The sequence below is a fragment of the Geomonas agri genome (assembly GCF_020179605.1).
In the GTDB taxonomy this organism is placed as follows: Bacteria; Desulfobacterota; Desulfuromonadia; order Geobacterales; family Geobacteraceae; genus Geomonas; species Geomonas agri.
On record NZ_JAINZO010000001.1, the window covers coordinates 362,058 to 387,714 of the forward strand.

The following is a 25,657-nucleotide window of genomic DNA, read 5'->3' on the forward strand; positions in this document are numbered from 1 at the left end:
CCTCACCCTTGGCCCCTCTCCCGGAGGGCGAGGGGGGGGCGCGGAGCGATTAGGCGGCGTCTACCAGGGTGACCGGGGCCGGAGCGTAGGATATCTCCTGCATCTCCATTTCCAGCAGGTCAATCGTCAGTTTGCGGTTTCTGAGCGGCTCACCCTTGCCGAGCAGGATCTTGCAGACTTCGGCCACCTCGAGGCTCGCCACGACGGCAGGTGTGAAGGAGGGGTTGCCGAGCTGCTGCTCGATCCCCTTGCCCGCGACCCAGTGGCGATAGATCTGCTGCACCGTGGTCTCGCCGGGGAACTGGGAGGCGACGTGTCCGTACCAGCCGCCGATGGCGCCGTGCACCATGGGGATGCCGGCTACGTTGCAGAACTCGGCCAGCTGAAGCCGGTACGAGATGCTGTCCAGGGCGTCCACCGCGATCTGTGCTCCCGCCAGCAGCTCGAAGCCGTTAGCCAGGCAGAAGTAGTCCTGGATGGCGGTGACCGTGACGGCGGGATTCACCTGCGCCAGCCGTTCGGCAGCTACCGCCGCCTTGGGCTGTCCCAGCAGGGCAGGGGTGGAGAGGATCTGTCGGTTCAGGTTGTGTTCTTCGAAGATGTCCGGATCGACGGCGATGATCTGCCCGACCCCGAGGCGGGCCAGCTCTTCCAGGACGTAGCCGCCCAAGCCGCCGCAGCCGATCACAGCGACGCGGCTTTGGAACAGGCACAGCTGCTCGTCGACCTGGATCATGTTGCGGTTGCGCTGGTAGCGCGCCGGATAGAGGCCATTTTGCAGGGCAAGCAGTTCGACCGCTGCGTGGCTCAGGTTGAAGCGCTTGGCCGTCGCATCCTGGGCGCTCCAGGGAAGCAGGCCGTCCTGCGCCTGCTCTTTCAGAAAAGTGATCACCTTGCGCATATCAGCCTCCTCCAACCAGGGGAAAGAGCGAAAGGGTATCGCCCTGGTTCAGTTTGCTGTCCAGCTCACCGTGCCGGCCATTCAGCATGACGATACCGATCTCCTCCTCGGTGAGCCCGAGGGAGAGCACCACCTGGCGCACGTCGGTCCCCTCGGCGAGCTCCTGCTCGGCGACTTTGAACCTGCCGTTTCTGAATGTGGCGAAAAGCTTGAGAGTTATCTTCATGCGGCACCTGCGTGTTAGGCTCAAACGGAAAAACCCGGCGTGACTTCCGTCACGCCGGGCGTAGGAAAAGTTCCTAGAAGTTCCAGAACTCGTCGATTTCCTCGTCGGTGAAGTCCCACACCGCATTGTGCGGTGCGACCGGCTCGGTCTTGAAGAAGTCCGGCAGACGGTCGTGGACGTTGGTGAGACCGGCTTTCTGGTTGAACTCGCGCTCGGTCTTCAGGATGTACTTGCCCAGGTTGGTGACGTCGTCGCCGGTGAGGGCGATGCCGAAGCGGGCGTTGATCATGTCGATCAGGGCCGGGAGGCACTCCGGAATGTCCAGCGCCGGGAAGGCAACGAAGATGCACATACCGGTGGAGTCAACCGCGGCGGTAGCGATCTGCAGGGCACGGGAGAGCTCGACCTGACCGTCCTTCTTGAGCGGATCGACGTAGCCGCCGACGTTCAGGATGTTGGTGGCGATGGTGTAGCCGGAGGTGTGGTCGGCGCCCATGGTGGAGGTGGCGTAGGTGATGCCGATGCCCTTGACGGAGCGCGGGTCGTACGCCGGGATGCCCTGGTTCTTGACCACGGGTACGCGAGTCACACCGTAGGTGCGGCCGACGGAGCCTGCGCCGCCACCCAGGACGCGGCCCAAAGCGGTGCCCTTGGCGATTTCGTCGGTCAGCAGGCGGAGCATTTCCTTGGAGTCGCCCCACTTGAGGATGCCGGCTTCCATGGCCACGCCGAACATGACGGCGGTTTCGATGGAGTCGATCCCGATGTCGTCCATCAGGTTGTCGGCGCGGGCGATGTCGTCCAGGTTGTCGATGCAGCAGTCGGCGCCCAGGCCCCAGATGGTCTCGTACTCGAAGCCGGAGGTGACGTACTTGCCGTCCTTGTCGTGATAGACCTGCGAGCACTGGATGATGCAGCCGGCATGGCAACCATGTTTGGGTTTGCCGCCGCGCGCCACGATGGTGTCGTGCATGGTCTCGCCGGAGATCTTGTCGTGCCCTTCAAACTGACCGGTGGTGAAGTTCTTGGTCGGCAGGCCGCCAGCTTCGTTGAGGATGTTGACGAGGACGTTGGTGCCGTAGGTCGGGAGACCTTCGCCGGAGACCGGGTGGTCGAGAAGCGCCTTGGAGAACGCCCTTGCTGCGGTTTTGAATTTCTCCGGATCCGCGATGGTCACGGGTTTCGCGCCTTCGCCGTCGATGGAGATGAACTTGATCTGCTTGGAGCCCATGACTGCGCCCAGGCCGCCACGGCCGTGGCTGCGGATCTTGCTGTCCGGGTCCTTCACGGAAATGTTGGCGGCGGTCATCTTCAGTTCGCCGGCCGGGCCGATGGTGAGGACGCCGGTCTTTTTGCCCAGGCGGGCCTCGACCGCGTCGATGACGGCGAAGTTACCCAGGCCAAGCAGTTCCTTCTCCTCGTTGATGGTGACGCCGTTCACGCCCACCGCCAGGTTGTACCATGCGCCGGTTTTCGGTGCGCCTTCGATGATGATGGCCTTGATGCCGAGCTTAGCCAGCATCTGTGCCGCGGTGCCACCTGCGTTGGACTCCTTGATGCCGCCGGTGAGCGGGCTCTTGGCGCCTGCGGAGAGACGGCCCGAGTTCGCTGCAGCGGTGCCGGTCAGCAGGCCCGGTGCGAAAACCAGCTTGTTGTCGGCGGAAAGTGCGTGGCAGGTCGGCGGTACTTCGGCGGCCACGATGGTGGAGGTGAGGCCACGGCCACCCAGGCCTGCCCATGCTGCCGGAACTTCTTCGATCTTGGTGGTGAGGTCGGTCATGTTGACGCGAAAAATCTTATCCATGCTTTTCAAGCTCCCTGTTTTTGTTTAGTTCTACCGGCAGTGCTGACCGCCGGGACTCCTTTCCAAGAGGGAGGCTCCGCCGTTTCCAGCGAAACCCGTTGGCCTGGAGCCATGAGGGAAGTTCCCTTTTAGGCTGCGACGGCTCGGAGATTTTTTGATGCGTGACTGACCCGACACCGCTTACGCATCTCTTGCATGTGCTCGGGCCTGCGCGCCGGTCGGGCCCGCAGGCGGTTTCAACTTGCCCCTCCCCCGGGGGGGAGGGGATCATGCTACTACGGTATTACATTGCGTCCTTGAAGATCTGGATGACCTGCTCGAGGGTCGCTTTGCGCGGGTTGGTGAACTGGCAAGCGTCCTTCTTCGCGTTTTCTGCCATGATGGCCAGGTCCTCTTCCTTGACATTGAGGGCCTTGAGGCCGGTCGGGATGCCGATGGAAGCGGAGAGGCTGCGGATCCTGTCGATGGCTTTCTGGCCAGCTTCGGTCACGGACAGACCGTCGACGTTCTCGCCGAGAGCCTTGGCGATGTGAGCGAAACGCTCCGGGCAGGCGATCAGGTTGTACTGGCTGACGGCCGGCAGCAGGATGGCGTTGCAGACGCCGTGCGGCAGGTTGTAGAAGCCGCCCAGCTGGTGAGCCATGGAGTGGACGTAGCCCAGGGACGCGTTGTTGAACGCCATGCCGGCCAGGTACTCGGCGTAAGCCATCTTGTCACGTGCCTCGAGGTCTTCGCCGTTAGCGACAGCCTTGGAGAGGTAGGTGGCGATCAGTTCGATGGCCTTGATGGCGCATGCGTCGGTGATCGGGGTAGCGATGGTGGAGACGTAAGCCTCGACAGCGTGGGTCAGGGCGTCCATGCCGGTTGCAGCGGTCAGGGCTGCCGGCTTGCCGACCATGAGCAGCGGATCGTTGATGGCGATGTTCGGAGTGCAGCGCCAGTCGACGATAGCCATCTTCACGTGGGTGTCGGTGTTGGTGATGATGCAGAAGCGGGTCATCTCGGAAGCGGTGCCTGCGGTGGTGTTGATGGCGACGAACGGCGGCATCGGTTTGGTGGACTTGTTGATGCCTTCGAAGTCGCGGATGTGGCCGCCGTTGCCGATGACCAGGCCTACACCTTTGGCACAGTCATGGGAGGAACCGCCGCCCAGGGAGATGATGGCGTCGCAGCCGTTGTCCTGGTACACCTTCACGCCGTCGTGCACGTTGGTGTCGGTCGGGTTGGGCTCAGCGCCGTCGAAGATGATGGCTTTTACGCCGGTAGCTTCTACCTGCTCCTTGATCTTGTCAGCAACGCCCATGGCCGAGAGGCCCTTGTCAGTGACGATCAGCGCCTTGGAAGCGCCCAGTGCCTTAACCTGGTCGCCGGTCTCTTTAGCGGAGCCGATGCCCATCAGTGATACCGTCGGGATGTAGAAACCGTAAGTCTGCTCTCCTAATGCCATTTTCAATTCCCCCTGTTGTTTTTCCGGGCTGGACCCGGTTCTTTTTGTTTTTAAGAAGGTGGTGCCGTGCTGCATACACTTTCCTAAAACGGTTTTCTACGCTATCGCAAGGGGCGTACCAGAATTTGCTGTAAACACAATTTTTCGGGATACTGAATAATATTCACAGGATACCGTATACTTAACCAGCGCTGTGTTTGCTGCCTCCACTATCCCCTCCGAAGTTGCGTCCTCAAATCGAACAGTTGCAACGTTCCACAATGGAACGTTTGCTCTTTTGTGGAACGCACGTTTTGCTGTGCCAACCGTCGTCACACTCCCCGCCTGTATGTTGAATTCAAGAAGACAAAAATCGGTTCGTTTCCCATGTATTCACCAGCTTAGTTGCTCCCTCATTAGTGGCTGATCTCCCTTTTTGCTCCGAATCGGGACAATTGGTATCGATATTGCCTTTGTATACGGCGAGGCGTGTTTCCGAAGGGAGTAAGGCATGGCACTGATCGATACCTACGGCAGGCGGATCAACTACTTAAGACTCTCGGTCACCGACCGCTGCAACATGCGCTGCTGCTACTGCATGCCGGCGCAGGGGGTGGCGAAGCTCGGGCATAAAGAGATGCTGAGCTACGAGGAGCTGTACCGCGTCTCCGCCGCGTGCGTGGAGCAGGGGATAGAGAAGATCAGGGTAACCGGCGGGGAGCCGCTGGTACGGAAGGGGCTGGTCGATTTCCTGGGACGCCTTTCGGCGCTGCCGGGTCTGAAGGAACTCGTGCTGACCACCAATGGACTGCTGCTGGAAGAGTTGGCCCAGCCGCTCAAGGATGCCGGGGTCGCCAGGCTCAACATCAGCCTCGACTCCCTGCAGCCGGAAACCTTCGCCCGGGTTACCCGGGGTGCGGACCTGAACCGGGTGCTGGCCGGGATCGATGCGGCACAGAAGGCTGGCTTCGGTCCGCTCAAGATCAACATGGTGGTGATGCGCGGGGTGAACGATCACGAGATCTTGGACTTCGCGGCGCTGACCCTGGAGAAGCCGTTCACGGTTCGCTTTATAGAGTACATGCCGACCCTTCAGGACGAGGAGTGGGGCGCCCAGAGCATGCCGGGGAGCGAGATCCTCTCCACTATCGGCGAGCGGTATCCGCTGCTGCCTCTGGTCAGTTCGGAGATGGCGGGGCCGGCCAGGAACTACAAGATACAGGGGGCGGCGGGTGCCATCGGGATCATCACCCCGGTCTCCGGCCACTTCTGCGAGAGCTGCAACCGGATCAGGATCACGGCGACCGGCCGGGTGCGCGGCTGCCTCTTCTCGGAACAGGGCACGGAGCTGAAGCCGCTCCTGGCCAGCGAGGACCCCGAGGCGCTGCGGCAGACCCTGCGCAGCATCGTGACCCAGAAGCCGGGTAGGCACCATATCGCCGAGGAAGGATCTGAACAGGCGGTGGTCAATATGTCGAGGATTGGCGGTTAAAGGCAGGGGCTAGGGGCTGGCGAAAGGCTGCCAGGGGACTGGTTCCGCAGGTGCCCCCCCTTAACACGGAGGAAGCAATGAGCGCATCGGTAGTGGCGGTCAACATAAGCCGCAACAAAGGCGAGAGGAAGAAGGCGGCGCCGGAGGTACACCTGCGGGAGAACTTCGGCATCATCGGTGATGGGCACGCGGGGGACTGGCATCGTCAGGTGAGCCTGCTCGCCCAGGAGAGCATAGACAAGATGGTGCAACTAGGGCTGTCGGTCGGCGCCGGGGACTTTGCCGAAAACATCACCACCCGGGGCATTGACCTCATGCACCTCCCCGTCGGTACCCGGCTCGGCATCGGTCCGGCGGTGCTGGAGATCTCCCAGATCGGGAAGGTCTGCCACACCCGCTGCGCCATCTACTACCAGGCCGGCGACTGTGTCATGCCCAAGGAAGGTGTCTTCGCGACTGTGATTAGCGGCGGGGTGGTACGCCCCGACGATGAGATCGAGCTGCTCTAAACGCAGCATATTTTCAGGACCAAAAAGAAGGGGAGAAGAAGTCATGAAGGACAGAAGCCAGAAAAAAGTGAACATCATCTCAATCCGTATGAGCGACGACGAGCGTGACGCAATCCAGAAGCTGATGGACAAGAGGGGGAAGAAGGCTTCCTTCATCATGCGCGAGGCGTTCGCACTGTTCAGGGAGCAGTGGGAGCTTTCCAGGGCTAGCCACTAAGCCAGAAGCCACCAAAACCTATGTGGAACCAGGTGGACGTGGTGGACACGAGTGGGCTGTGGCTGAAGGCAGGTTAAACGCTGGACGGAGAGTTGGCTGAGAGTTCGAAACTGCTTGCGGAAGGAAAGGAATTTACATGTACGTAGTGGCTTGCATTAAACAGGTGCCGGATACAACCCAGGTGCAGATCGACCCGGTCACTAATACGCTGGTGCGCGATGGCATTCCCTTCATCGTCAACCCTTACGACACCCACGCCGTCGAGGAAAGCCTGCGCATGAAGGCCCGCTACGGCTTCAAGGCGGCCGCACTCTCGATGGGGCCGCCCAACACGGAGGCGACCCTCCGTAAGGCGCTGGCCCTCGGGGTGGACGAGGCGATCCTCTGCTCGGACCGCGCCTTCGGCGGCGCAGACACGCTTTCCACCAGCAACGTGCTGGCGGCGGCGATCAGGAAACTAGCCCAGGAGGACGAGGTGGGCATCGTCTTCTGCGGCAAACAGACCATCGACGGCGATACGGCCCAGGTCGGCCCGGGCATCGCCATCCGCCTCGGATTCTCGCAGCTTACCCTGGTGGACCGGATCGAGCACCTCGACTTTCTTGCCAAGAAGATCCGGGTCCGGCGCAAGCTGGAAGGTCGCTACGAGATCGTGGAGGCGAAGCTGCCGGCGATGATCACGGTGGTGCGCGAACTGAACCGCCCGCGCTACCCGACAGTCCCCATGCGGCTCAAGGCTGCCAAGGCGGAGGTCAAGGTCTGGGACAATAAGGAACTCCAGCTGGACCCGAACAGCGTCGGCCTGAAGGGCTCGCCCACCTGGGTGAGCAGGATCTTCTCGCCGCAACGCGCGGCGGGCGAGATCATCGGCGACGGCCTGGGCGACCCGGCGGGCACCGCCCGGCTGTTGCTGGAGAAGCTGGTTGCCAGCGACATGCTGGCGGTGTAGGCGTCACCAAAACCTTTGTGGACTGAGCGGACACCGGTGGCCCCGGTGGACCTGATGGACGTGACTAGGAGCGGGGGAAAGATGGCTGAAGCTAAAACTAAACTGAAAAAGCCGCGCGGGAAGGTTCGGCTCATAGAGGGGAAGTGCATCGCCTGTGGCGCGCGCTGCCAGAGCAGCTGCCCAGTGGACGGCATCCAGATGAGCGACGCGGGCGAACCGCAAATCGAACTCTCCAAGTGCATCGGCTGCCTTAAGTGCGTGAAGGCCTGCCCGGGTTCGGCCCTGGAGATCTTCTATTCACCGGAGGAACTGGAGATCCTGGCGCAATTGGCCGGACAGCAGGACCTGGCGGAAGAGGACGCGGACCCGGAAGAACTGGCGCGCCGCGAACTGGTGGCGGCTTACCGCGGGGTCTGGGTTTTCGTGGAACAGACCGAAGGTGAGGCGGCCCGCGTTTCCTGGGAACTGATGGGCAAGGGACAGGAGCTCGCGGCCAAGCTGGGCGTGGAACTGTGCGCGGTGGTCATGGGCGACCAGGTGGAGCATCTGTGCCGCGAAGCCTTCAGCTACGGCGCGAACAAGGCCTACCTCATGGATCAGCCGGTGCTCAAGCACTACCGCACCTACCCGTACCTGGACGCCCTGTGCCACCTGATCGACAAGTACAAGCCGGAGATCGTCCTCATGGGCGCAACGGGCATGGGGCGCGACCTGGCCGGCGCCGTGGCGACCCGCGTCAAGACCGGCCTCACCGCGGACTGTACCGGGCTGGACATCGATGCCAAAAGGAACCTGATGCAGACCCGGCCGGCCTTCGGCGGCAACATCATGGCGACCATCATGTGCGACCGGTTCCGCCCCCAGATGGCGACGGTACGCTCCCACGTGATGCCGATGCCGGCGCAGATGTCGGGGCGCACCGGCAAGATCGTCCCGGTCAGCCTCCCCATCTCCGAGGCGGACATTTTCACCAAGGTGCTCCAGGTGATCCGAGACAAGAAGGCGGGTGATGTCGACATTGCCGGCGCCGAGTTCATCGTCTCCGGCGGGCGCGGCATGATGGCCAAAGAGAACTTCGCCATACTGCAGGAACTGGCCGACGAGCTGGGCGGTGTCGTGGGTGCCTCGCGTAGCGCGGTCGATGCGGGCTGGATGCCGGGCGACCGCCAAGTCGGGCAGACCGGCAAGACCGTGCGTCCCAAGATCTACATCGCCTGCGGCATCTCCGGCGCCATCCAGCACCTGGTGGGGATGCAGGATTCCGACCTGATCGTCGCCATTAACCGCGATAAGGAGGCCCCGATCTTCGAGGTGGCCAACTACGGCATCGTGGGCGACCTGTTCGAAGTGGTCCCGGCCCTCACCACCGCCTTGCGCGAGATGAAGACGAGCAAGGGGCCGGCCGAGGTCAAGGACAGCAAGGCGGCGTAGAGACGGCTTCTCCCGCCTCAACCAGCTTGCAGAAACTCTCCCTCGCCCTTCGGGAGAGGGTAGGGGTGAGGGCACGGCTTGCCGTGGAAATGCGTCGACGTGGGGTTGAGGCACCGCCCTCACTCTGGCCCTCTCCCAAAGGGCGAGGGGAAGTGGACGTCGCACGATCTAAAGGGTGTGAACGCTACCGCTGACAAAACATTTACAAGGACATGTATATGCAACCTGATCCTATGATCTTCACACCCCTTCTGGCGGCCGCGGGACTGATCTTCGCCTGGAGCTGCTACCGCCGCTTCAGCCTGGTCGGCGTTGGCGCCGCCGAGGACCGCTGCTCCAGTCTGCAGGAAAGGCTGCAGGGGATGTTCCTGTTCGCCTTCCTCCAGAAGCGCGTGGTCAGCCGTCCCTTCGGCATCAACCATCTCTTCATCTTCTGGTCGTTCCTGATCCTGGCCGTCGCCAATACCGAATTCCTGGTGGCGGGCGTGGTCCCGGCGGCGAAGCTGTCGCGGATCCTGCCGATGGCGCTGTACCAGCCGCTGCTGATTGCCTTCGATGTGGTTTCGCTCTGCGCCCTCGCGGCAATCGTGGTTGCCTTGGTGAGAAGGGCGGTGGCTCCTCCTTATGAGGGAGCCCGCACCGGCGAGGCCTTCGCCATCCTTTCCATGATCGGGACCCTGATGCTGGCCTACTTCGGCCTGCACGCGGCGGAAATCGCCCTGGGGCAGGAACCCGCGGCGCAGGCGATGCCTATTTCGTCTGCCCTTGCGTCACTGTTAGCGGGGCAGGGGCCGTACACCCTGGAAAGCCTGGCGCAGATCTGCTGGTGGCTGCACGCCGGCGTGCTCCTGTTCTTCCTGAACTACCTCCCCTACAGCAAGCACATGCACATTCTGGCGGCGATCCCGAACTGCTTCTTCAAGGGGCTCGATACGCCCAACACGCAACCGCGCGAGGAGTTCGTCGAGGGGAACGTGTACGGTGCCGGGAGCATCGACCGCTTTACCTGGAAGGACCTCTTCGACTCCTTCTCCTGCACCGAGTGCGGCCGCTGCGAGAAGTCCTGCCCGGCCGCCAGCACCGGTAAGCCGCTCAACCCGCGCCTGGTCATGCACGACATCAAGGTGAACCTGCTCGCTAACGGCGGCCTTGTGCAGCGCGGCGGTGAGCCGGCCGTGCCGGTCATCGGCGACGCCGAAGGGAGCATCAAGCCCGACGCCCTCTGGTCCTGCACCAGCTGCGGCGCCTGTCTTGCCGCCTGCCCGGTCTTCATCGAGCAGATGCCGAAGATCACCAAGATGCGCCGGCACCTGGTGCAGATGGAAGCGGACTTTCCGGAAGAGCTCCTGAACCTCTTCGAGAACATGGAGCAGCGCTCCAACCCGTGGGGCATCGCGCCGGGCGAGCGCGGCAAGTGGGCCGGCGGACGAGAGGTGCAGCAGTTCGAGGCGGGCAAGACCGAGTACCTCTACTTCGTGGGGTGCGCCGGCTCCTTCGATTCGCGCAGCAAGCAGGTCACCCTGGCCATGACCAGGATCATGGAGGCGGCGGGCGTCTCCTACGGCATCTTCGGCAAGGAGGAGAAGTGCTGCGGCGACAGCCTGCGCCGGCTCGGCAACGAGTACCTCTTCGACAAGATGGCACGGGAAAACGTGGCGCAGTTCCAGGAAAAGGGAGTCACCAAGGTGGTCACCCAGTGCCCGCACTGCTTCACCACGCTGAAGAACGATTACCGTCAGTACGGCCTGGAGCTGGAGGTGATACCGCACGCGGAGTTCATCGAATCGCTGCTGGCCCAGGGGAAACTGAAGCTCGACCACCATGCCAAGAAGGGCGGCAACATCGTCTTCCACGATTCCTGCTACCTGGGACGCCACAACGGCGTCTACGAGGCGCCGCGCACGGTCATCGCGCAGGCGACCGGCACTGCGCCGGCTGAGATGGAGCGTAACCGCGAGAACTCCTTCTGCTGCGGCGCCGGCGGCGGGCGCATGTGGATGGAAGAGCACCTGGGCGAGCGGATCAACCTGAACCGGGTCAGCGAGGCGCTGGAGGGGAATCCCAGTACCATCTGCACCACCTGCCCCTACTGCATGACCATGATGGAAGACGGGCTGAAGGATCGTTCCAGCGGCGGCACCACCGTGAAGGACATCGCGGAGTTGGTGGCAGAAGGTTTAAAAGGCTAGCGTGAAACAAGGCGCCTTGCCCCACCCCCTAGCCCCCTCCCGCGAGAGGAGGGGGAACCAGGGGGCGACTTTCCACTCCGAAAGAACGTAACCATAAAGGGGGCCGGGACCGGCTCCACCGAAACTCTCGCCCCCCGGAGGGCCGGACGGGACGTCTTGACGCGGGCGGCACCTCCCCGGTCGGACCCCTCCGGGGGGCGGGGGGAGCAGCGGACCAAGAGGATCAACGGATGCAAAGCAACGCAGCGGCGCTGTCTGAATTCATGCCTGCCAACGAGCCGGCCTTTCGTGAGTACCCTTCCAAGCTGTTCGTGGAAACCACCAGCCGCTGCAACCTGAACTGCGTCATGTGCATGAAGCAGAACGGGGACGGCAGCCGGGCCAAGGACGGTGACCTCGACCTCGCCACATTCAGCGAACTGGAACCGGCGCTCCCCAACGTGGAGGCGCTGGTGCTCAACGGCGTCGGCGAGCCGCTCTTGAACACGCGGCTTGAACACTTCATCAGCCGGGCCAAGAAGCTGATGCCGGCAGGAAGCTGGATCGGCTTCCAGAGTAACGGCCTGCTCCTCTCGCACCTGCGCGCCGTGTCGCTCTTGAACGCGGGCGTGGACCGGGTTTGCCTCTCCATGGACGGCGTGGACGCTACCACCTTCAGCTCCATCCGCTCGGGGAGCCAGCTGGTGGACCTGGAGCACGCCCTGAACGCGCTGGGCGCCGCCAAGTCCGCCTGCCACCGCCCCGACATGGAGATCGGCGTCGAGTTCGTGGTGATGCGGGATAACCTGGCGCAGCTCCCCGCGGCGCTCTCCTGGGCGGCCGAGTTCGGGGTCAGCTTTGCGTTGGTCTCCCACCTGCACCCGTTCGACGAACCGCACCTCGAGCAGTGCAGCTACGACCTCTGCAGCGACGAGGCCATCACCCTGTACCAGAGCTGGAAGAGCAAGGCGGACCTGAAGGGGGTCGACATCAGCCGTTATTTCGAGATCCTGTGGAGCTATCACAAGTCCGAGCAGGAGCGGCGGGTCATCGATTTCGTGGCGGCGATGAAGGCGGATGCGAACCAGCGCGGCATCACGCTGGACCTGAAGCGGCTGTTCGCCATGGACATGTCGCAGATCCATGAAAGCCAGGGGATTTTCGAGGAGGCGGCGCAGGTGGCGCGCCGGACCGGGATTGACCTGAGGCTGCCGGAGATCGCCCGGCGCGAGAAGCGTGGTTGCAGCTTCGTGGAGAAGGGGAGCGCTTTCATTTCCTGGGACGGCGGCATGCATCCCTGCTACCACCTCTGGCACAGCTGCCGCTCCTACGCCAACGGCTGGCAGCACCCGGTGTACCCGTGGGTGTTCGGCAACGTGAAGGATCGCGGTATTTTGGACATCTGGAACAGCCCGGCATTCCGCCGCTACCGGGAGAACGTGGTGCGCCACGACTACCCGTCCTGCGCCGAGTGCAACACCTCGCCCTGCGACCTGGTCCAGGCCGAGCGCTTCGACCAGGACTGCTACGTCAACACTGAGCCCTGCGGCAGCTGCCTGTGGAGTTCCGGGGTCTTCAGGTGCCTGGACTGACCTCTTTCAAAACGTTTCTGAGCGCCGATAGTGTGTAGGGTTTCTGGATGAACCCCGCGACGTGCTGGCCGGAAAATTTCCGCTGCAGCTCGAGTTCGCTGTAACCGCTGGACATGACCACCTGCACGTTGGGGTCGATCTTTTTCAGCTCGCTCAGGCACTGGTCACCATCCATGTGCGGCATGGTCAGGTCCAGGATCACCAACCGGATGCCGGGGACGGACTTGTACAGTTCCAGAGCTTCCCACCCCTCGCTGGCGGTCATCGGGGAGAAACCAAGTTCCCTGAGCATCTCGGCGCCAATGTTGCGCACCGTCTCCTCATCGTCGACAAGAAGTACGTATCCGGTCCCTTCCCAATCCTCCGGCTCGGGCGGGGAGGGGGGCTGGTGTAAATCGGACTGGGGCTGCTCGCCCGCCGGGATAAGTATCTTGATGGTAGTCCCTACGCCCGGCTCGCTTTCCACGACGAGGGCTCCGTTGTGCCCCCTGATGATCCCAAGTACCGCCGCCATCCCCAGACCGCGACCGGTAAACTTGGTGGTGAAAAAGGGGTCGAACATCCTCGTCAGCGTTTCCTTGTCCATGCCACAGCCGGTGTCTGCTATCTCCAGATAAACATACTGCCCCTCTGCAAGCTCCTCGTTCTGCCAGACGTTCTTCAGGTAACTGCTGTCGCACTCCATGCTACCGGTTTTTACCGAGATGGTCCCGTTGCGCTCTCCCAACGCTTCGGAGGCGTTAATGACCAGGTTCATGACGACCTGGCGGATCTGGGTCGCGTCGCCCTCGATGTGCGGGAGCGACCGGGCGAGATTGAAGCTGAGCTGAGCCTTCTTGGAGATGGAAACCTCGAGCATGTGCAGCATCTCTTGCAACAGACGATTGAGGTCCAGGCTTTCGATAATGAACTTCCCCTTGCCGGAATAGGCGAGCATCTGTGCCGCCAGGTCGGCGGCCCGGGCTGAGGCCTGCTCTATGCTGCGCAGGTTCCCTATCGCCGGCGATTCCTTGTTGATGCGCATCAGGGCCAGTTCGGCATTGCCCATGATGGCCATGAGGATGTTGTTGAAGTCGTGGGCAATGCCCCCGGCCAGCACCCCGAGGCTTTCCAGCTTCTGGGCGTGCAGCAGCTGTTTTTCGAGCTGCTGTTGCTCTTCCTCCAACCGCTTGCGCTGGGTGATGTCGCGGACCAGCAGTATGAACCCGGTGCATGGATTCCCCATCGCGGTGACCGCAAGCTCGAACCACAGCTCTCCTTGCGGCATCGGGAGGGAATACACGGCGCCCCTGTGTGTGCCGGTTTTCTCCGCTTCTGCCAGGGCCTCCATGATCACCCGTGTCGGTTCTTCAGGCAAGATCTCGGCAATCCTCTTTCCCATGAACTGCTCCGGGGGGAGGTACAGCAAGCCTATCTGTGAGGAGTGAAATTCGACGATGACCCCGTCCCGGTCGGTCCGGAACATCAGGTCGGGCATGGAATTGAGGATCGCTTCCTGCGACTCCTGGGCCAGCCGCACGTCAGCCTCGGCCTGCTTGAGCTCCGTGATGTCGCGCTCCAGGCGCTGCGCCATCAGGTTGAAGCTCCTGCATACCGTTTCGATTTCGGCGACGGACGTAGACTTCACCCTGGCAGCCATGTTCCCAGCCGATAGCTGGTTGGCCACCTGGGCCAGTTCGCTGACTGGGCGCAGGACCAAACGGTTGGCGGCAAGGTTGAGGGTGATGGCGAGGGTGAGGGACATGAACAGCATGCCCATCAGGATGATGGTGGCCTGGCGCAGCAGTTGCGCGTGGATATTTTGTCGGCTGAGCCCGATGCGCACGGTGCCGAGTTGAGCCGAGTCGACTCTGACCCCCTGCGACAGCTCCATGATGTATGTGTCCTGCCTCAGGGAGTTGATAATGGTGCTGAGGGGCGCGTCGGAGGGGAGGTGCTGCAGGTGCCTCGCCAGCAGTGGGTGATGTCCCTTGAGGCTGGCAGTGGCCGTCGTGAGCGCGGTGCCGTCCGCGTCCTCGATGACGACGTAGACAACCTCGTCGTCATGTACCACGGCGACCAGGGCGTCCAGCTGCAAGGTATCTTGCAGTATCAGCGCGTCCGTGCAGACCGAGGCGATGTACTCCGCGAAGGCCTTGCCCTTGTTCTCGATGGAAAGTTCCAGCTTGTTCTTCTGGGCGACGAACAACGTCGCCGTTACCGCGATGGAAAAAATGAGGATGATGCTGAAGGAAAGGAGGAAAAACCTTCGCTGCAGGCTCATGTTTTTGATGTGCCACATGCCCATTGATTCCTGCCTTCCCCGTGGTGGCGGCTCCCTACTTGATATTCATCCTGAGCCACTTCTCCATCTCCCTCACCGAGTCGTAATCGGAGTCCTTGGGGACGACGAAGCGATCCACCTTGATCCCTGCCAGAATCGCCTTTCCTGCCGGGTCCTTGTGCATGTTCAGGAAGATATCGCGCAGGCGCGCTTTCAGGGCCGGGTCGAGGTCCTTGCGGGTTACGATGGGCGGAATGCCATAGCGGGGGGACTTCGCGATGACCTTGGTCTGGCTGGTGAAACGGGGATCCTTGCTGGCCGCGTAGTTGTAGATCAGGCTGTCGACGCTGGCGCCATCGACGATTTTCTTGGCCACGGCTTCGATAGCCTTATCATGGGTCTTGGTATAGATAATCCTGCCGAAGAACTTCTCGGGTGTCGTGTTGAACCTTTTACCAATCATGTAGGCGGGGACGAGTCTGCCGGTGTTGGACTTGGGATCGGTGAAGGCGAAGCTTTTCCCTTTGAGCTGGGAGAGGTCGCTGATAGTGCTGTTGCGGTGGGCGATGATGTAGGCGTAGTAAAACGGTTCGCCGTAGGACTGGGGGGCTACCAGGAGTTCGGCGCCGAACTTCTCCTTGTCGACGACATACGGGCCGGAGCAGACGAAGGCGACTTTCAGCTCACCCCGCTCCAGCAGCTTGTCGGTCTCGTCGTAGCTGTGCTTTTGCACCATTTCGACCGGTCGTCCTAGTTTCTTGCCGACGTAGTCGATGATCTGCTGGTAATACTTGATCGTTTCCTGCGGCGAAATCATGGCCGCGACGCCGAACTTCAAGTCTTCCGCAGATGATGCTGTCACGCCTGCACTCAATAGAGCGGAGACCATGGCGGCAATGATTACCAATCCTTTCATCACGTGCCTCCTGCGATCTTCAATTGAACCTGGCGCTCACTGCGATGGACATGGAGTCGCGCTCCTAGTCAATACGGCTCCAGCTATGACAGAACCTATGCGACTTCATACACATTGTAGGAAGTTTAACAGTACTACTTAAGTAAGCAATGCGAGTAGCTGATTTTTTCAACCAATCTCAAGACCTTAGAGGTCCCCGGTCATCTCCTGCAACAGGTACAGCTTGGGGTTCACCTTGCGCACGCAGTCGATCACTTCGCGCAGCATGGCCTCGTCCAGGCCGCACTCCTCATCGATACCCTGGAAATAGGGGTACCCCTTGGGGAGCGGCGTGAGCGCGCCGTCGCGCAGGAGCATCACGTCGACGTGATCGTTTATCCTCCCCTCGGCCTCCCACGGGTCGCGGTAGTTGAACTGGCGCGCCACCACGTGGAGGGCCATGCCGTTGTCGAAGATCGCCTTAACCTCAAAGGAGAACTCCCTGGGGGCGCTGTAGTTCTCGCTGCGCCCGGAGCGCACCATCACCTGCGCGCCCGCCTCCCTCAATATCTCCCCCACCGATTCGGCGGTCATCGGCGCCGATGTCGTCTGTTCCATATCGTTTAAACCTCCAGTCTCAGTTCGATGCCCCAGGGGGCCGGTTTCTCCCCTTCGGCGGTCAGGACCCACAGGGTCGGCAACTCCATGCACTCCGGCACGGGGCCGATGCCGTCGGTGAGATAGATGACCGCGGCGGGCATGGGGTGCATGGTCTTGGCGTACTCGAATACGGGGCGCAGGTCGGTGAAGCCGCCGCCGTCGTAGCGCTCCGGCACGAAGGCGGTGCCCTTGAAGGCCTCGACGTGCTGGATGCGGCTGTTGGCGTAGAGCACGGTAATGGCGGCGTCGCGGCCCCGGGCGATCTGCACCAGTTCACGCGCGAACGCCTCGCGCAGTTCCACGATGTTAGTGGAATCGCTCACGTCGATCCCCACCAGCAGCGTCAGGCGGTGGCGCTTGCGCGATCCCGGCGTGTCGTGCTCGAAGCGGCGGTGCTCGCGCATCCAGGTACTCTTCTTGCCGATCCGACCTGCGGTGGCCACGAACTGCCGCAGTACCTGGCGCCAGGGGATGGGGGAGGGGCGCAAGAGCGCATCCACCACGGCCCTCACCTCTGCGGGCGCCTCGCCGTCGCTGCCGCGCAGGCTCTCCCGGGTTACCGCGCGCAGCATCTCCTCGGCGAGCGGCAGCGGCGTGCTGTCGGCGTCGTTCCAGATGGCGTGATCGTCCAGCGTGGAGGCCCCGGCCGGCTCCTTCCCGGCGCCCGAGGCTCCCTCGACCTCCTGCGCCTCGTCGCCGAAGCCGCTCCCCGCCAGGTTGCCGACGTCGAAGGGGCGCACCAGGAGGCGATAGTACTCCTCGGCGGCAAGGCCGTCGGGAAGGTCGAACTGGGCCGGGTAGATGGCGTCTTCCGGGAGCCCCGGCGTGTCCGGGTTGATGGCGAGATCGCAGCACAGGTCCCAGTCGTGCGAGTTCTTCCCCTTGCCGCGCAGCATGTGCAGGTGCAACAGGTGCTTCACCATGTGCTCGAGCAGCGCCTGCTGCTCGACCGCGGTAAGGAGGGCGAAGGAGGCGGGATCGACGGCGAGCGTCGGGGTACCGTTGCGGATGGTGACGCCGGCCGCCTTGCCGGACAATGGGCGCTCCTCGCGGCGCAGGTTGAGCAGGAAGTGGCCGTAGAAGGGGCGCTCCTTTAAAAGGCGCACCACGGCGTTTTGCAGCATGCCGGGGGACACGGCTTACCCGGCCTGCTGGCTGATCGCCTGTATGGCGTCGAAGATGACTGCGTCGTGCTTGTCCTTCACCAGCAGCAGGGCCACTTCCGGGATCTTCAAGAGCGACTTCACGAAACCGAAGCGGAGATCGCGCGGCAGGACGGCGATGTAGGCGACCAGGTTATCCTCCTGCTCCTCGGTGAGTTCCGGAGATACCTGGAGCAGGGCGGAGAGGTCGTTGATGGTGGCCGCCTGCACGTCGTCACGCTGCGCCTCGGCCCGTCCGGCCACGGCCGCCCAGTCGTTCAGCACCTCGTCCGCCGTTACCGGCCTTCCTTTCCGGTCGGAGAGCCAGCGCATGAAGGCGATGGCCGCCTCCTTGCCTACGATGCCGGAATAGACCTCCATCTCCAGTTCGGCCGGGAAACGGCAGTTCTTCTTGAGGACGCTGACCATCTCCCAGGCTCGCTCGCTCGGCTCGACCTGCATCTCCATCGGCATCCCCTGCTTGGCGAGAAAGCCATGGTTGCCGGCCAGGAACTGGCGCACCTCGCCGGCGAATTCCCGCTTCTGTGCATAGCGGGCCCAGCACTGGTAATCGGTCTCCACGAAGAGCATCACCATGCGGTCGACGAGGGCGCGGTCCAGTGTCGCCACCTGGTAGCTGCCGTCGGGCGGGTTGATGCTGACCACCACCTTGTGGCTGCGGGACAGGGTATGGGTGTGGATGGCGCGCAGCATTCCCTCGGCGGGGGGCTCCACGAACTGGAAGATCGCCTGCAGGGTGTCCTCTTGCTGGGCGCGGTTCAATTCGTCGCAGTGGATCACGGTGGGCGCGTCCTCGTCGCCGGGGAGCCAGGAGGGGCGCGACCACTGCATGACATCGCCGCTTCGGAACGGGATGCCGACCAGGTCGCCCACCTCCATCTGCCCCAGGCGCAGCGAGACGTAGCGCCGGTCCAGTTCGCGGCAGGCCTGCAGGATGCCCGCGCTCTTGCCCACGCCGCGGTGTCCCACCACGCAGGGAGTGAGGTCGGTCTTGGAGAGGATCTCCTTCACCACGATCTTCATCTGTTCAACGTTCATGTCGCGCCCTTTCTTGCCGTTGTTACTGTGTCGATCCGCCATCTTACACAAAATTAGAATCATTGGCCATGCAGAAAATCACCACTGCAAATCCCCCCTGTCCCCCTTTCACAAGGGGGGGACGTGAGGGCACATGCAGCACTGATGGCCAACAAGCCTGGAGTCCACCGGCATCATCTGAAGAGCACTCGGAACCAGCTTACGCATCCCACGAAGCTTTGCAGACGACCCAGGGTTCCCCCCTTTTGCGAAGGGGGGACAGGGGGGATTTTGCCGTCGGTGTCAGCACGAATAACCCACTCTTACTAAAATTGGACGAAGTTCATTTTGTTGGTAGTATTACCGCTGTTGTCAAAACCAGCGGACGGAGGAGACGGTATGGGACATAAAGATTGCTGCGAAGGGGGGGGCATGGTGAAACTGGTAGTGGGCGGCCTGATCGGAGCGGGTCTTGCGCTTTTGCTGGCTCCCCAGGCCGGGAAAAAGACGCGGAAGTACTTGACGTCGCTGGCCGAGGAAATGAGCGGCAAGGCCAACGAGGCCGTGACCGACTTCGCTGAGACCGTTTCCGATTTCGTGGACCGCGCCAGCGATCGCGCCTCCGATTTCCTCAAGGAAAAGGAAGGTCTCACCAAAGAGTCTAAGAAGATGCTCTTGGCCGCGCTGGAGAAGGCCCAGGAGAAACTGGAAGAACAAAGGAAGAGGCTTGCCGACAGCATCTAGCGCTCGACGCTTTCACAATCCAAACTGGAGGTATTACCATGGCAAAAGAACCCTGGGTTGACCAAGACGTCTGCATCAGCTGCGGTCTTTGCACCGACAACGTGCCGGAAGTGTTCCGGTTTGCCGATAACGGCAAGGCGGAAGCCTATGACCCCGCCGGCGCCTCCGAAGACGAGATCCAACGGAACGCCATCGACGTCTGCCCGGTGAGCTGTATTCACTGGCGCTGAGATCCCTGCCACCGCCGCAAAAAAGGCCGCGCCCCTTCCGGGCGCGGCCTTTTTGTTTTTAGTTCCCTCTCCCTCCGGGAGAGGGTGCCCGGAGGGCGGGTGAGGGTGCCGCCGGCTGGCGTCATCGTGCCAGTGGCAATGCCCTCACCCCAGCCCTCTCCCGGGGGGAGAGGGGGCTTTAGCTGCGGCCATGCGTCCGGCCGCGGCGGACGCCCCATGATCACCACCAGCGGGCCGTTCTTCACCTTGTGAAAGCCCCCCGGATCCGTGCGCGGATCTATCGCCCACTGGTACAGCGCCTTGGCGTCCTCCAGGAAGGGCTTGGTCAACTCGTGGTAGTGCTTCTTGTTCACCTTGCGGTCGTACTTCCGGTAGTAATCGTACTGCATCTCCTCGTCGTAAAGGCCAATGCAGCCGTGCGAGGCGGGATAGCCGGGGAGGTCCCGGCCGTGGATCCAGTAGGATGGCTCCTCGTCCTTGCTCTTGTCCACCCAGAACCTGAGCGCGTAGTGCATTGGGTAGGGACGGCCGATCTCCTCTACCCGGTATTCGTTGGACTGGTGACTGCGGTCGGCGGCGTCGACCCGGAAGGTGCCGTTGGGGACCATCATCCCCTGCACCCCCAGCGCGATGGGGGAGGAAAAGAGCAGCTTGCCGTACTGGTAGGCTCCGAGGAACATCTCGGTCTGGTCTACCAGAATCAGTTTTGGCTCCCGCGCCCCCGGCGCGTAGGTGAGCGGCATGGGGTTGAAATTCTTCACCTGGGCCAGGTTCCTGGGGACCTTGATGGAACGTCCCCCCACGAAATGGCGCCGGTCCATCCGGTTGAAGCGCAGCACGTCGTGCCAGTAGGCGCCGAAGAGCCTCTGCGGCGTGTCGCTCCAGGTAAGCTTGCGGCAACTCCACTGGATGCGCGAGTCGCTCGGATAGCTGATCTCGCACAACGACTTTTGTTTCGCTGGGGCGGCGGCCGGGTTCACCAGCAACAGCGCTGCAATGAGGACCACTATCGTGCCGAGCCTTTCCATATTGCTCCTCGCCTCGCTCCTAATCAGCATCCTCTCTGCAGTTTTTCAATGAGATATTAAAATAGATTAACATCCAAAAAATGGTGTCAATGAAAGCAGCGACCTGTCTTGGTCCCGGAACCCTTCGATGTGAAAAGGTACTTTTTTTTCCCGGTGCGGCCGCTATACTCTTTTGATTGAAATTTTCTAATTTATGTATCGATCCCCGGTGGGACTCGCGTGTTCTTAATGGGAGAGGTGGCACGATGGGAATGGGTAGGGTAGCGGATGTGGCATGGTCCGTCCTGGTTCTTATCGGCTTGATTGCCGTGGTGACCTGCGCCGGCGCGCACGAGGCACGAGGGGCCGACGCCGCTTCCTCGATGCAGGCCTACTGTAGCGTTCCGCCGCTGCCCGGCTTCGGGGTCAAGCCCAACCTGCTCCTGTTGCTGGATAACTCCGCCAGCATGTACGATCTCGCCTATACCGATCCCAATGTCTTCTGTTTTGACGATGGCTTCGACCCGTCGCCGGAAGGGAACTATCCCGGCTACTTCGATCAAGGCACGCTCTATCGTTACTCCGTAGAGCCCTTGGGCTCCGGCAAGTTTGTGCCCGCCACGGTCAGCATTGGGGCGAGTAGCTGCAACCAGGCCAGATCATCCCATTTCTGCGTGAACCTCGACAGCTCCAATAAGATCGACAACTTCCTCGCCACCGGCAAGTTTCTGAACTGGCTCGCCATGAGTAAACTGGACCTGGAGAAACTGGCGCTGACGGGCGGCAAGTACGATACCGTCAGCGGAACACTGCAGGGGGAATCGCGCGGCTGCCAGGGGAAACGTCACGTGAAGACGGTCTATGCAGAAACGACCGAAAACGAGAAGATCGTCAATGACCTGACCAAACCTCTCCCGGTCACTTTCGGTGTGCGCGGGCCGATTCCGTCGGAACCAGGCTACGTGCAGCAGGCCAACCACGGTGGGCCGTCCCGAATCGACGTCTACCCCGCCAAGTACAACCGGGACGATTGCCTCACGGCGGTGAACAAATGGCAGTTGGGAACCCGCAACGACATCGCGCTCTACACCGCCAAGTGTATGGGGAAACTCGAACTTAACGACGGTACGCCGACCGCAGGCAAGGTCTTCGCCGAGATCATGACCTACTGCTATACCTATCGAGCCGGCACCGACATCGTTTACGACGATATCGCCGACACCTTGGTCTTTGATTGCATCCAACGCTACAGTTCCGTGTACTCCAGCCAGCCCACAAAGATTGTCAAGAACACCGGCGACGACGTCTGTGGCGGTGGGGTTTTTCACAACTTTATCACCCATGAAAACCCCATTACCCATGAGAAAACTACCTCTGTCACCGGCTACCTCGGTCAGTGCTACCAGACGGGCGACGAAGTTGATGCCGACTGCGCGGTGACCCAGACCAAGGACTTCTGCTCCGAGGTGCAGATGCCCTGGTTGGCGGACCCATCTACGGGTGTGACCCAGGCGGGGACCAACGCGAGCCTTCCTGCTTACATACTCGACGCGGGAATCACCAGCCTTGGGCAGGTCGCCGGGACGCTGCAGGTCCGGGTAGCAACGGCGGCGGCCCCGACCGGGCTGATACAGCAGTTCGCAACGGAGATCAACCTCGGGGCCATGGTCTTCAACGACAACGGTGCCGGCTCCGAGTGCCGCGATACCATCCCTTGCGTCAAACACTGCAGTAACGACGCGCCCCCCCGCAGGGAGTGCTACGTTGACGGCGATTGCAGGTCAGCGGGGCCCTGTGTCGAAGACACCCACAATGACGGCGGCAGGATCATCTCCTATATCAACTACACCGAGGTCGGCGACCATGGTACCGGCACCAGCCTGGTCGCTGCCATCGATGCCATCAGGGGTACCTCCTGGACACCCCTGGCCGAGGCGTTTTACGACGTCATCGGCTACTTCGCCAGCCAGGACAAGCTGCGCCTGCAGCAGGAAGATTTCAACCTCGCCAATCCACCATCCAAGTACAGTTGCCAAAGCAACAACGTGCTGATCCTTACCGACGGCATGTCCACCGCTGATCGCGCCACTGCCGTGAACAGTTATGTAGCAGCTGCGGTGGCCAAGTGGACCGGCAGCGACGGCATCCCTGCCAGCCTGACCACCACCAACGACACGGCGCCCGATGCGGCACCGTCATACCTTGGCAGCTACAACCTCGATGACCTCGCCTGGATCGCGAGGCATAAGAACATCTTCGATCCCGACCAGCCCATTTCACGGCGCAGGGACTACATCACCACCCACGTGGTCTACACCGGCCCCCCGTGTGGCGACCCCAAAACCGGGACCGGGTACAACCCGGACGGCAGTTGCGTCAGCTCGGACGAAGGAAAACCAGAAAAGCTGATGCAGTTGACCGCGTCAAAGGGAGGGGGAGTCATCGAGAGCGTCCGCAACCCCGCTGCGCTGCAGAGCGCGCTCAAGGGGCTGTTCCAGCAGGTGGTGGGGGGCTCGTACACGGGGGGCAGCAGCTCGATACTGGCCACCGGCGAGGGGAACGGTGCGCTTTTCCTGCAGCCCCAGTTCTATCCCAACAAGAGCTTCGACGCAGGGCGCACCTCTGCGGCGTGGATCGGCGAGATGCAGAGCCTTTGGTACTACATCGATCCCTTCATCGGGGGGAGCGTCGGGGCGTCGAGCGGCATCAGGGAGGACACCGGGGGGGACAGGAAACTCGACCTGAAACAGGGCCGGGTCGTACAGTTCATTCTGGACCCGGTCCTGCTCGAGACCCGCGCCAGGCTCTCCGGCGACGCGGACGGCGACGGCAGCATCGACGTGCCCCAGCCCTCCGGCTACCCCATGACCGTGGTTCCCGAGGCGGTGCAGAGCCTGTGGCGCGCCGGGCGCAAACTTTGGGAGAGGGTGCCCTCCACCAGGACCATCTACACCCAGACCGGCGGTGCTTTCCTGATCCCGTTTCTCGATACCACGTCGGCTGCAAACCAGCAGCTGCTGCAGGCCAAGGACCAGGCGGAGGCGGACCAGATCGTGGCCTTCGCCCGGGGGACCGACGACAGCACCGGCGCCAACGGCCCGGCCACCCGGACGCGCACGCTCACGGCATACGGCGCAACGGATAAGCGGGTCTGGAAGCTCGGGGATATCATCTCTTCAACTCCGGTACTGCAGTCGGCGGTCCCGCTGGGGAGTTACCATCTCGCTGCGCCCCGCGGCTACGGAGACGTCTCGTACGGCACCTTCAGCGACTCGGAGGCGTACCGCAAACGAGGGACGGTCTACGTGGGGGCCAATGACGGCATGCTGCACGCCTTTCGGCTGGGCAAGCTCAAGGTCCGCCCCGACGGCAACGAGAGCTGGCCGGTAAGCCAGAAAGCCGCTCTCGCCACCGTGTCTGGGGAGGAGGACCGGCTGGGCGAGGAGCAATGGGCCTTCGTGCCCAAGAATGCGCTTCCCTACCTGCGCTACCTGAAGGAGCCACTCTATCCGCACCTGTACTACGTGGATGGTGCCATCACCCTTGTGGACGCTGCCATCGGCGACCCGCAGCGCTGCAGCCGCGACGACTACTGGAACTGCATCAAGGACACCTCCGGAAACAGCTGGCGCACCGTCCTCATCGGCGGTATGGGGCTGGGGGGAGCCAGCAGGTTGTCCGGGGACGCCTGCAGTGACCAGGATCCCTCTCCGACCTGCGTCAAGGCCCCGGCTGCGGGGGTGGGAGGGCTATCCTCCTACTTCGCCCTGGACGTCACCGGCCAGGCCGAAGACGGCTCCAGCAGTGCGCCCACCTTGCTATGGGAGTTCTCCCACCCCGAGCTGGGGTTTGCCACCTCCGGCCCCGCCATCCTGCGGGTCAAGGCACGCAGCACCGGCGACGACCAGGTGGTGATCCACGATCCCAACCGCAACGGCCGCTGGTTCGCGGTCTTCGCCTCCGGCCCCACCGGTGCCGTGGACCGGAAGACCCGCCAGTTCACCGGAGTATCGGACCAGAACCTGAAGCTGTTCGTGGTCGACCTGAACGCGGTCCCCCCGCTCGTGCAGGGGCGTAACTACTGGATCATCGACACCGGCATCCAGAAGGCCTTCGGCGGCAGCATGGCGGGCGCCGGGATCGATGCGGACCGCTGGAACGGCTCGTCCGACGCCAGTAACAGCGGCAATTACGAGGACGATGCCCTCTACGTGGGCTACACCAGGGCTGCCGACGGCGGCGGATGGACTGGAGGGGTGCTGAGGCTTCTCACCAAGGAGGACCCGGATCCTTCCACCTGGAAGACCAGCAAGGTCATCGACGACATAGGCCCTGTGACCACCTCGGTGGGGAAGCTCCAGGACCGGCAGTACAGACGGCTCTGGCTCTACTTCGGGACCGGCAGGTACTTCAACAACCAGGACGACCTCTCCGCCGGACGAGCGCTCTACGGCGTGAGCGAGCCCTGCTACTTTGGCAACAACGCCCTCGATGCGGCCTGCACCGAGGAGCCGGTTAAGCTGTCCGATCTGACCGACGTCACGGACGTGACGCGCGTCGTTGCCGTGAAGGACCAGGGCAGCAGTTACAAGGGGTGGCGCATCTCCCTCGATGGCCCCTCCGGCCGGCTGGCCAGTGAGCGTGTCGTCGATAACCCCATCTCGCTCACCGGCGGCGCCGTCTTCTTCACCACCTACCAACCATCCGTCGATCCCTGCCAGGACGGGGTTGCCTACCTCTGGGGGGTGCACTACAGCACCGGCGGCCCGATCAGATCTGTTGCCGCCCAGGCGCTGATGCCCCTTTCCAACGGCAGCAGCGCCACCCTCGACGCGGCAGCCTTGCCGGACCACGGCAAGCGGCGCAGTCCTCCCCAGCCGGGCAAAGCGCTCAAGCCGCGGCTGGTCACCAACAGCGGTCTCAAACCGTTGAAGAAGATCATCCATATCCAGGAGCGCTAGGG

20 protein-coding genes and 1 riboswitch are annotated in these 25,657 nt (G+C 62.4%); of the genes, 10 read left to right on the forward strand and 10 right to left on the reverse strand.

Annotated features, from left to right (window positions below; genetic code table 11):
* Positions 1-49 precede the first annotated feature (49 nt).
* The 4 genes from K7R21_RS01670 to K7R21_RS01685 all read right to left on the reverse strand — a co-directional run bounded on the left by K7R21_RS01670 (position 50) and on the right by K7R21_RS01685 (position 4,378).
* A complete protein-coding gene (locus K7R21_RS01670) occupies positions 50-901 on the reverse strand; it encodes a HesA/MoeB/ThiF family protein (protein WP_224981533.1) in 852 nt (283 codons plus the stop codon).
* 1 nt (position 902) lies between these two features.
* Positions 903-1,127 (reverse strand): MoaD/ThiS family protein, encoded by a 225-nt coding sequence (locus K7R21_RS01675; RefSeq protein ID WP_224981535.1) that lies wholly within the window; start codon positions 1,125-1,127, stop codon positions 903-905.
* A 73-nt stretch (positions 1,128-1,200) separates the two neighbouring features.
* Positions 1,201-2,931, reverse strand: coding sequence for an aldehyde ferredoxin oxidoreductase family protein (locus tag K7R21_RS01680; RefSeq protein WP_224981537.1), 1,731 nt, complete (start codon positions 2,929-2,931; stop codon positions 1,201-1,203).
* A 39-nt stretch (positions 2,932-2,970) separates the two neighbouring features.
* Positions 2,971-3,092, reverse strand: a riboswitch (molybdenum cofactor riboswitch).
* A gap of 122 nt (positions 3,093-3,214) precedes the next feature.
* Positions 3,215-4,378, reverse strand: a complete 1,164-nt coding sequence (locus tag K7R21_RS01685; protein WP_224981539.1) for an iron-containing alcohol dehydrogenase — start codon at positions 4,376-4,378, stop codon at positions 3,215-3,217.
* A 490-nt stretch (positions 4,379-4,868) separates the two neighbouring features.
* Here K7R21_RS01685 and moaA point away from each other — a divergent pair, with 490 nt between their 5' ends.
* The 7 genes from moaA (at position 4,869) to K7R21_RS01720 (ending at position 12,715) form a co-directional block, all read left to right on the forward strand.
* On the forward strand, positions 4,869-5,849 hold the full coding sequence (moaA, locus tag K7R21_RS01690; protein ID WP_224981540.1) for a GTP 3',8-cyclase MoaA: 981 nt from the start codon (positions 4,869-4,871) through the stop codon (positions 5,847-5,849).
* A 77-nt stretch (positions 5,850-5,926) separates the two neighbouring features.
* Complete coding sequence (locus K7R21_RS01695) at positions 5,927-6,358, forward strand: MOSC domain-containing protein (RefSeq protein ID WP_224981541.1); 432 nt, start codon at positions 5,927-5,929, stop codon at positions 6,356-6,358.
* 43 nt (positions 6,359-6,401) lie between these two features.
* Positions 6,402-6,575: a hypothetical protein gene (locus K7R21_RS01700; RefSeq protein WP_183349134.1), complete on the forward strand. Its 174-nt coding sequence runs from the start codon at positions 6,402-6,404 to the stop codon at positions 6,573-6,575.
* Between the two features lie 136 nt (positions 6,576-6,711).
* Positions 6,712-7,524: an electron transfer flavoprotein subunit beta/FixA family protein gene (locus K7R21_RS01705; RefSeq protein ID WP_224981542.1), complete on the forward strand. Its 813-nt coding sequence runs from the start codon at positions 6,712-6,714 to the stop codon at positions 7,522-7,524.
* An 81-nt stretch (positions 7,525-7,605) separates the two neighbouring features.
* Positions 7,606-8,955 carry an electron transfer flavoprotein subunit alpha gene (locus tag K7R21_RS01710; protein WP_224981543.1) on the forward strand — a complete coding sequence of 450 codons (1,350 nt, stop codon included), beginning with the start codon at positions 7,606-7,608 and terminating at the stop codon, positions 8,953-8,955.
* Between the two features lie 218 nt (positions 8,956-9,173).
* Positions 9,174-11,144 (forward strand): (Fe-S)-binding protein, encoded by a 1,971-nt coding sequence (locus tag K7R21_RS01715; protein ID WP_224981544.1) that lies wholly within the window; start codon positions 9,174-9,176, stop codon positions 11,142-11,144.
* A 230-nt stretch (positions 11,145-11,374) separates the two neighbouring features.
* Positions 11,375-12,715, forward strand: a complete 1,341-nt coding sequence (locus tag K7R21_RS01720; protein WP_224981545.1) for a radical SAM/SPASM family putative metalloenzyme maturase — start codon at positions 11,375-11,377, stop codon at positions 12,713-12,715.
* Here the strand turns inward: K7R21_RS01720 and K7R21_RS01725 are convergent.
* From K7R21_RS01725 to K7R21_RS01745, 5 genes are all read right to left on the reverse strand, one after another.
* Positions 12,699-14,996, reverse strand: coding sequence for an ATP-binding protein (locus K7R21_RS01725; protein WP_224981546.1), 2,298 nt, complete (start codon positions 14,994-14,996; stop codon positions 12,699-12,701). The genes K7R21_RS01720 and K7R21_RS01725 overlap by 17 nt on opposite strands.
* A 37-nt stretch (positions 14,997-15,033) precedes the next feature.
* On the reverse strand, positions 15,034-15,894 hold the full coding sequence (locus tag K7R21_RS01730; protein WP_224981548.1) for a substrate-binding domain-containing protein: 861 nt from the start codon (positions 15,892-15,894) through the stop codon (positions 15,034-15,036).
* Between the two features lie 186 nt (positions 15,895-16,080).
* Complete coding sequence (locus K7R21_RS01735) at positions 16,081-16,491, reverse strand: hypothetical protein (RefSeq protein ID WP_224981550.1); 411 nt, start codon at positions 16,489-16,491, stop codon at positions 16,081-16,083.
* Between the two features lie 5 nt (positions 16,492-16,496).
* The gene (locus tag K7R21_RS01740; RefSeq protein WP_224981551.1) at positions 16,497-17,669 is read right to left on the reverse strand and encodes a vWA domain-containing protein; all 1,173 of its coding nucleotides are present in this window, start codon (positions 17,667-17,669) and stop codon (positions 16,497-16,499) included.
* A gap of 3 nt (positions 17,670-17,672) precedes the next feature.
* Positions 17,673-18,734 (reverse strand): hypothetical protein, encoded by a 1,062-nt coding sequence (locus K7R21_RS01745; protein ID WP_224981553.1) that lies wholly within the window; start codon positions 18,732-18,734, stop codon positions 17,673-17,675.
* Between the two features lie 378 nt (positions 18,735-19,112).
* On the opposite strand from K7R21_RS01745, the gene K7R21_RS01750 reads away from it, so the two are divergent.
* Complete coding sequence (locus K7R21_RS01750) at positions 19,113-19,457, forward strand: YtxH domain-containing protein (RefSeq protein WP_224981555.1); 345 nt, start codon at positions 19,113-19,115, stop codon at positions 19,455-19,457.
* 38 nt (positions 19,458-19,495) lie between these two features.
* Positions 19,496-19,687: a ferredoxin gene (locus K7R21_RS01755; protein WP_183346885.1), complete on the forward strand. Its 192-nt coding sequence runs from the start codon at positions 19,496-19,498 to the stop codon at positions 19,685-19,687.
* Here the strand turns inward: K7R21_RS01755 and K7R21_RS01760 are convergent.
* Complete coding sequence (locus K7R21_RS01760; RefSeq protein ID WP_224981556.1) at positions 19,675-20,715, reverse strand: L,D-transpeptidase; 1,041 nt, start codon at positions 20,713-20,715, stop codon at positions 19,675-19,677. The two genes, K7R21_RS01755 and K7R21_RS01760, sit on opposite strands and share 13 nt — an antisense overlap.
* Positions 20,716-20,966: 251 nt before the next feature.
* Between K7R21_RS01760 and K7R21_RS01765 the strand changes: the two genes are divergently transcribed.
* Positions 20,967-25,655 carry a pilus assembly protein gene (locus K7R21_RS01765; RefSeq protein WP_224981557.1) on the forward strand — a complete coding sequence of 1,563 codons (4,689 nt, stop codon included), beginning with the start codon at positions 20,967-20,969 and terminating at the stop codon, positions 25,653-25,655.
* Positions 25,656-25,657: the final 2 nt, after the last annotated feature.